The organism is Paludibacter sp. 221 (assembly GCF_010501035.1).
Classification (GTDB): domain Bacteria; phylum Bacteroidota; class Bacteroidia; order Bacteroidales; family Paludibacteraceae; genus QVMH01.
In genome coordinates this window covers 41,436-48,590 of sequence record NZ_QVMH01000021.1, presented here as the reverse complement: position 1 = coordinate 48,590, position 7,155 = coordinate 41,436, and the positions used below count along the sequence as shown (strand labels likewise).

The window sequence follows — 7,155 nt, the reverse complement described above, 5'->3', positions numbered from 1 at the left end:
AGATAAAAGAACAAAAAGGACAAATGATAAAGGACAAGACTTATAGCTTGTAGCTGATAACTTGTAGCTAACTAAATCATCCTTCTTTTTTATCCAAAGAATGTGAGAACAAAAGTAAAGGCAATGCCGTTAAGGTGCAAATATTTAACCACAAAAAACTTTCGGGAATCTTTAAAATGCAATCTTCGTACATTTGCTTCGGAGTTTTTACATAAAAAGGTGTTAACCGGAGAAAAAGTGTTATTTTTGGAAGTTGAAATCGAAAAAAATCAATGAAAAGAGTTATAACATACGGTACTTTCGACCTTTTTCATGTTGGACATGAAAATTTGCTGAGGAGGGCTAAAGAGCTTGGAGATTACCTGATTGTGGGCGTTACAACCGAAAATTATGATAAAGAAAGAGGTAAACTGAATGTTCACCGCTCGTTGATGCAGCGGATTGAGGCTGTGAAAGCTACAGGATTTGCCGATGAAATAATAATAGAAGAGTACGAAGGGCAAAAAATTGATGATATACTCAAGCATAATGTAGATGTATTTGCCATTGGGTCGGACTGGACAGGCAAGTTCGATTATCTGAAAGAGTATTGCGAGGTGGTGTATTTAGACCGCACAAAAGGCATTTCGAGCACCTCGTTGCGTAGCGAAATAGATTCGATTATTGAGTTGGGCATAATCGGTACGGGGCGGATTGCCAATCGTTTTATTGTAGAGTCGAAATATATAAGCGGAGCTTATGTGAAAGGGGTATATAACCCCCGTATACAGTCGGCTACGGCTTTTTGCGAAAAAAACGAACTGGAGTTTTCTACCGATGATATAAATGTTTTTCTGGATAAAGTTTCTGCAGTTTATATAGCCTCACCTCATATTACCCATGCCGGATACATTCGTATGTGTCTGGAGAAAGGGAAACATGTTTTGTGCGAAAAGCCTCTTGTGCTTACAAGGGCTGAGGCAGTGGAGCTGTACGCATTGGCAAAGGAGAAGAAACTGGTACTGAAAGAAGCGATAAAAACTGCTTATGCTCCGGCTTTCAACCACCTGATGGCTATGATAAAAAGCGGTACTATCGGGACGGTAAAAGATGTGGATGCTTCGTTTTCAAAGCTGTGCAATGCCGGATTGCGCGAGCTGAAGGCTGAGGAGATGGGAGGAAGCATGACCGAGTTAGGCTCGTACGTTCTTCTGCCGATTGTAAAATTGCTGGGGAAAGATTATAAGGATATAAATTTCTATTCATTCGTCAAAGATGGAGTGGATTTGTATACCAGAGGTGTATTGGTGTACGAAAACGGAGTAGCTTCGTTCAAAGTAGGTCTGGGTGTGAAAACCGAGGGGGAGCTGATAATAAGCGGGACGAAAGGTTATGCTTACGTGCCTGCTCCGTGGTGGAAAACAGATTATTTTGAACTAAGGTATGAGGACAGTAACCAGACAAAAAAATATTTTTATAAGTTTGATGGCGATGGATTGCGCTACGAACTGAACGACTTTATATCTCAAATAAATAACCGCGACGAAAATAACAACCATAAACTTCTTAACGACGAATCTGTCTTTATTGTTTCGGTTATCGAAGATTTTCTGAAAAAAAGAAATGTGACTGTTATTCAATGAATATCCGACACAAATTAATTCGTATTATTTTGCTCACATAGGACAACTATGAGTTAGTAGTTAGTAGCTACAAGTATAAGATATCTGTAGGGGCGAAAAATCTTTCGCCTGATAAAAAAAGAGCAAAGGATAAATCCGCTAAACGGGAATAATAATTAAATACTAATAGTTAAATCCGCGTCTTGGTGTCTCCGTGTTTGAAAACAAAAGCTATGTGTCATAAAATGCAAACTGATTATTTTCTTGAAACCACTAATTAACAGGCCATTTATACGATTCCTTGTTTTTTTTGCCGGATATATTCTTTATCCGGTGTCGTTTCTTGTTCCGCGCCGTAAAAAGAAATGGGCTTTCGGGAGTTTCCGTAATGCCTTCAACGATAATGCTAAATACCTTTTTATTTATGCTGCCGAAAACAACCCGAATGCAGAAGTAGTGTGGATTAGTGCCGACAAAAATACAGTGCAACGAATAAGGGATTTAGGTCTTAAATCTTATTTTATAGGTAGTTTTCGGGGTGTTTATCATGCACTTACGTCGCGTTATTGGTTTTTCAATGCTTACACCACTGATATTTTATTCTTCGCTTCGGGGGGGGCGGTATGTACTAATCTGTGGCATGGACTGCCATTGAAGAGAATAGAGTTTAATATAAAAGGCGGTAGCCTGTCTGCCCGTTATGTGAAGAAAACTTTTGGCGAACGCTTTTTTCATCCCGAAGCCTATCGCCGTCCCGATTATGTGTTGTCGACAACCGATTTTGTGTCAGCCAGATTTGCCGAAGCATTTCGTGTCGGAACCTCACAATGCCTTAATATAGCCTATCCCCGCAATACTATTCTCCTTGCCGGTAAACAGGAGCGAATCTCTTTTATAAAGAAATATGAGCAGGAAGAAACACTTCGGATAATATCAGATTCTCATGGGTACGAGAATGTTTATATCTATATGCCTACATGGCGTGAGTCACAAGCCGATATTTTTTCTCAGAATATGGATATTAACCGCCTGAACGAATTGATGAGGAGGAAAAACAGCTTGTTGCTATTGAAACCGCATGCCAACACTAAGGTAGATATAAATCTGGCTGAATGTCCGAACGTTTTATTACTAAATAATAAAGTGGATATCTATACAATATTGCCGTATACCGATGTGCTGATTACTGATTATTCGTCGGTGCTTTACGACTATATACTGATGGACGATAAGGATGTGATATTATATCTTTACGACTATGATGAATATGCAAATAACCGTGATTTTAATTTCCCGTTTTTAGAGAATGTAGCGGGGCGCGATGTGTATGATTTTGCCGGACTGATTGACGTAATGGAAAGCGGAGATTATAAAATGGATGAAAATAAGCGTGAGGAAATAATCTCTAAATTCTGGGGGGTAAGAAAGTCCGACTCAGTTTGTAAAACAATACTGGAGGCTGTGATGTGAATCGTATGGAAGAAACTACCCGACCAAAAGTAAGTATAATACTGCCCGTACATAATGCAGGCGGATATCTGAGTAAATGTATTGAGAGCCTGTTGGCTCAAACCTTGAAAGACATTGAGCTGATTGTAGTATTGGATTGCCCTACCGATGGTAGCGACAAAGTAGCGTACAGGTTTGCAGAGCACGACATGAGGGTTAAAGTGCTGGAAAACACGGAAAATTTGCATGTCGGGTTGAGCCGCAACCGTGGGTTGGAAATTGCCACAGGAGAGTATGTCGGGTTTTGCGACCATGATGATTATGTTGCCCCCCATATGTATGAAGATGCGTATCGGACTGCTTGCGAAACAGCATCGGACTTGGTAGTGTGCGACGTGGATTTTGTAGATAGCGAGGGGGGCTTGAGCCGTTCGTTGAAATATCCTTCGGGCATGAGCGGAGAGGAGTTTAAGAGAGCTGTTTTCCCTGCGTTGCTCGCACTTTACTCCAAGCAGGATTACAGCTATGGTAAAACGGTTTGGAATATGTTGTTCCGAAGGGATTTTCTGGAGAAGAACGATTTGAAATTTGATGATAACCGGCTTGTTACTGCCGAAGATGCTTTGCTGCTTTCTAAAGCCTATTTTCTTACCGACAGGATTTCTCATTGCGAATCGCCACAGGCAGTATATTATCATGTAGGACATGGCAGTAATACGTCGAACAGTTATGCGTGGCTGAATATGGATTTGGCTTTCAATTATGTTGTCAACCTGAATACTTTTGTAGGCGAAAGAGTAGATACTCTCCAAAAAGAACGGTATAGCTATGACATTGCGCAAGGTGCTGTCAGGCTCGTTTATACAGGTTTTTTGCGCGAATTGAAAACAAAAGGACTTAGGGTTGCTTTGAAAAAAACTTCCGGAATAAGGAGAAATAAAGCTATGCGCGAAACGCTGAAACCTTTATTCTCTGCCGGAGGCCGAAGATATGCCTTCAATAATTTACCCCTTACCAAACTATTGTTCTTAATTTACCTTTATCTATAGAGAACGGTTGAATGATTCTCTAACTTTCTTGTAACTCTTTGAATAATTTCACCCAAAGAGAGGTAACACGTTCGACTGAAAATTTTTCGGTGTTTTGTACGCAGTTTACAGCCACTTTGTTTCTTACATCTTTTTCCTGCATCAGATACAGCAATTGCTTGGCAAAAGTATCAGCCTCTCCATGTTGGATGATATATCCGGTTTTGCCGTCTTCAATAATATCCCGTACAGCTTCGTAGTTATCATATACAATAGGTACAGCGCCCATCTGCTGGGCTTCTAACAATACCATCGGGAAGCCCTCGAAAGCAGAGGTCATCATGTAGATAGAGGCACGCTGGTAGTATTCCGAGGGGTTTTGCCTTCCCTCGAAATGAACGTGCCGTAGTTTCAGCTTTTTTGCCAGATGTTTATAATACTGAGCATCCTCGCCGGTACCTAAAATGGTTAATTTCCAGTTGGCGGTATTATTTTCCTGCAATTTTTTCCATATTTTCAGGCTTTCTGCAATTCGTTTTTGGCGGTCAGATAGTCGCGACACAATAAGTACCTCGTTCTGCTTCTTGTTTATAGCGTCCGGCGATATTCTCTCGTCGAAAGAAAAAGCATTCGGAATGGCAACGACATTTTTTTTCTTTCCGGCATCCATGTACGACAGCTTATAATAGCTATCAATATACTGGTCGGACAACAATACAATTTTGTCGAAAATGTCATTGTACATCGAGTATTCTTTTTCGGTACGTTTGCTTACTATACGATTATACACAGGTATCGGCAGTAAGCCTACACACAGCTTCTTTATGCTTTTGCTGCGTTGGATACCGTGCTTTATCCTAAACCATTCGGCGGCTACGTTAGGCCGGGTAAAAACAAAATCGGGCGAGGCATGCAGGCAAAACAGTAACCGGCATTGGTTTTTTGCATTGTTTACCGCTTTTCTAAGTTCCTCAAACATCTTCCTGTCGCCAACGATTTGCTGACATATAATGACGCTTATTTTGTTTTTGATTACGAATGTGGTAAGCGCTTCAAAGTTATGTTTGTCTTTTATATGCAGTTTTTCGGCAAAGTCAGTCTTAGGCGATATTTTGTTTTCGGCAAAGTAAGCCGAAAAGCAATTTATATTGTGCAGTTCGGTAAATGCTTGCGACAATACATGCGTAATCCTCTGAATCCCATTGCTCAGGGGCGATATTTCCGCATTATTTAAAAAAAGGACATTCATAACCGGGTGCTGAAATTAGAAACTAATATTTTTGTATATACTACAAAAATATCATTATTTTTCTATTATCAGCAGTTTTAATATATATGATTCTGGTGGGAAGTTGAAAAATAGGGAAAGAAACAGAATTGCACAAAAAAATCAAGGGTGCCCCAAAAGTCTTTTTTGAGACACCCTCTAAAATATAGAATAACCCAAGTAAATTACTCTGCTACACACCTGATAGCGAACCCGAATGACTTATCACTGTAGCCCGTAAGTGCTTTTAACCTGTATATACTTAGTTGATTACTATTTGCAGTGTCATATTGCGTACTACTCCAATAGTTACCGCTATTCCCACGGTTGTTCAATTCTCCATTACTATAATTGCGCAGACCTACAGCAGGCAAGAAAAGATTTTTGCCTATCGTTATACCTGTATTATAATTGTCATCACCTGCAATCCAGCTACCGTCGTTAACATTAGCAATAGTATTGTTCTCGGGTTTAACAATCTGCACCCATTCATCTATGGTTGGTACTCTCCATCCTTCCGGACAAGGGTTCTGAGTAGCCATATCCCAAACCACAGTAGATGGCGGAACAACAATAGTTGTCCAATTGGTTATGCTTCCGCTATCGGTTTGGTCTGTTACTTGGTTTAATACAGGCGTACTTACCCCCCACTTATATTTAGCTCCATGAATTTCGGCAGCAGGAATAAAAGGGTCGGCGGTATAATCTGCTCCCAAGTTGTGGCACATGAAGTAAAACGTTTGGTTGTTATCGCCTTTAGCATCACATACTTTGAGCACACTTACTTTTTTAGTCTCCACTATTCCATTGTCATTAAACACTTTACAGTAATACTTTACTGACAGATAACCCACCGTTGGAATATAGGTTGCGTCGGTAGCATTTGCTATAGCCACATAATCGTTTACCATATCATCCCATCCAAACCATTGGTAATTGAGTTTTGCTCCAGTGGCAGTTACATTTAATGCAACGGAGGTATTCCAGTAATCTTTTGTTAGTCGTATCGATTGTGGTTCTATCACTATAGTCGGCGATTGTGTTGCTATGTTTTCCCCACAATTGGATAACCACGATGTGCCATTCCATATTTCCAAGCAATTACTCTCTGTATTGAAAATAGTCAAGCCTTTGGCTAATTCTTTACCACTAACAGCCAGTACATCACGTTGTGCTGTCGTCAACTGAGGCAAGCGTAAACCACCTGTAGTACCAGTTACTTCCAAAAGCGAAAAGTTCTCCGGTTCCTTATCTGCCCCGATAGTTACCTGTGCTTTTGCATTAAAATTGAAAAACGAAAATTGAAAAAGACAGAACAAAACTAAAGTCTGTCGGAAAAATTGTTTTCTGTTCATGAGTTGATAATTATTAATTATTAGTGATTAATGTTTAATTATTATTTTTTAAACACGGAGACACGGGGTTAATTATTAGTTATTAATGTTTTAATTATTATTTAGTTACGAGTTACAAGTTAGAGATAAGAAGTAAGAGGCAAGTAAATAACTTTATACTTTTCCCTTTCACCTTTTTCCTCATTCTTATTTCTTTTATCCTGATTCTTGGCTCTTGATTCTTTAATCTATTCGAGCCCGTTCCCATCTCGCCCGTATAGCGGCTTAAAGTCCGCTTTACGGGTAATATTCTTTTTATTCGGGCGAAAGATTTTGCGCCCCTACATTTATTATCTATTATTCATATTTTTAAATATCCCGTAGGGATTAAAGTTTGGTAATAATACAAGCCACCTTATTACAAGCGTGCCGTAGGTACGCGACTTTATTTGTATCCGTAAAGCGGACTGAAAGCC

The 7,155-nt window shown here is 39.7% G+C and carries 5 protein-coding genes; 3 read left to right on the top strand and 2 right to left on the bottom strand.

What is annotated here, in order from left to right:
• Window positions 1-272: 272 nt before the first annotated feature.
• From D0T49_RS06505 to D0T49_RS06495, 3 genes are all read left to right on the top strand, one after another.
• A complete protein-coding gene (locus tag D0T49_RS06505) occupies window positions 273-1,622 on the top strand; it encodes a Gfo/Idh/MocA family oxidoreductase (protein WP_163629789.1) in 1,350 nt (449 codons plus the stop codon).
• A gap of 243 nt (window positions 1,623-1,865) precedes the next feature.
• A complete protein-coding gene (locus D0T49_RS06500; RefSeq protein ID WP_163629788.1) occupies window positions 1,866-3,071 on the top strand; it encodes a CDP-glycerol glycerophosphotransferase family protein in 1,206 nt (401 codons plus the stop codon).
• A 5-nt stretch (window positions 3,072-3,076) separates the two neighbouring features.
• A complete protein-coding gene (locus tag D0T49_RS06495) occupies window positions 3,077-4,099 on the top strand; it encodes a glycosyltransferase (RefSeq protein ID WP_163629787.1) in 1,023 nt (340 codons plus the stop codon).
• 19 nt (window positions 4,100-4,118) lie between these two features.
• Here D0T49_RS06495 and D0T49_RS06490 read toward each other — a convergent pair whose 3' ends face one another.
• Both D0T49_RS06490 and D0T49_RS06485 read right to left on the bottom strand, forming a co-directional pair.
• On the bottom strand, window positions 4,119-5,327 hold the full coding sequence (locus D0T49_RS06490; protein ID WP_163629786.1) for a glycosyltransferase: 1,209 nt from the start codon (window positions 5,325-5,327) through the stop codon (window positions 4,119-4,121).
• Between the two features lie 203 nt (window positions 5,328-5,530).
• Window positions 5,531-6,700, bottom strand: coding sequence for an FISUMP domain-containing protein (locus D0T49_RS06485; protein WP_163629785.1), 1,170 nt, complete (start codon window positions 6,698-6,700; stop codon window positions 5,531-5,533).
• Window positions 6,701-7,155 lie beyond the last annotated feature (455 nt).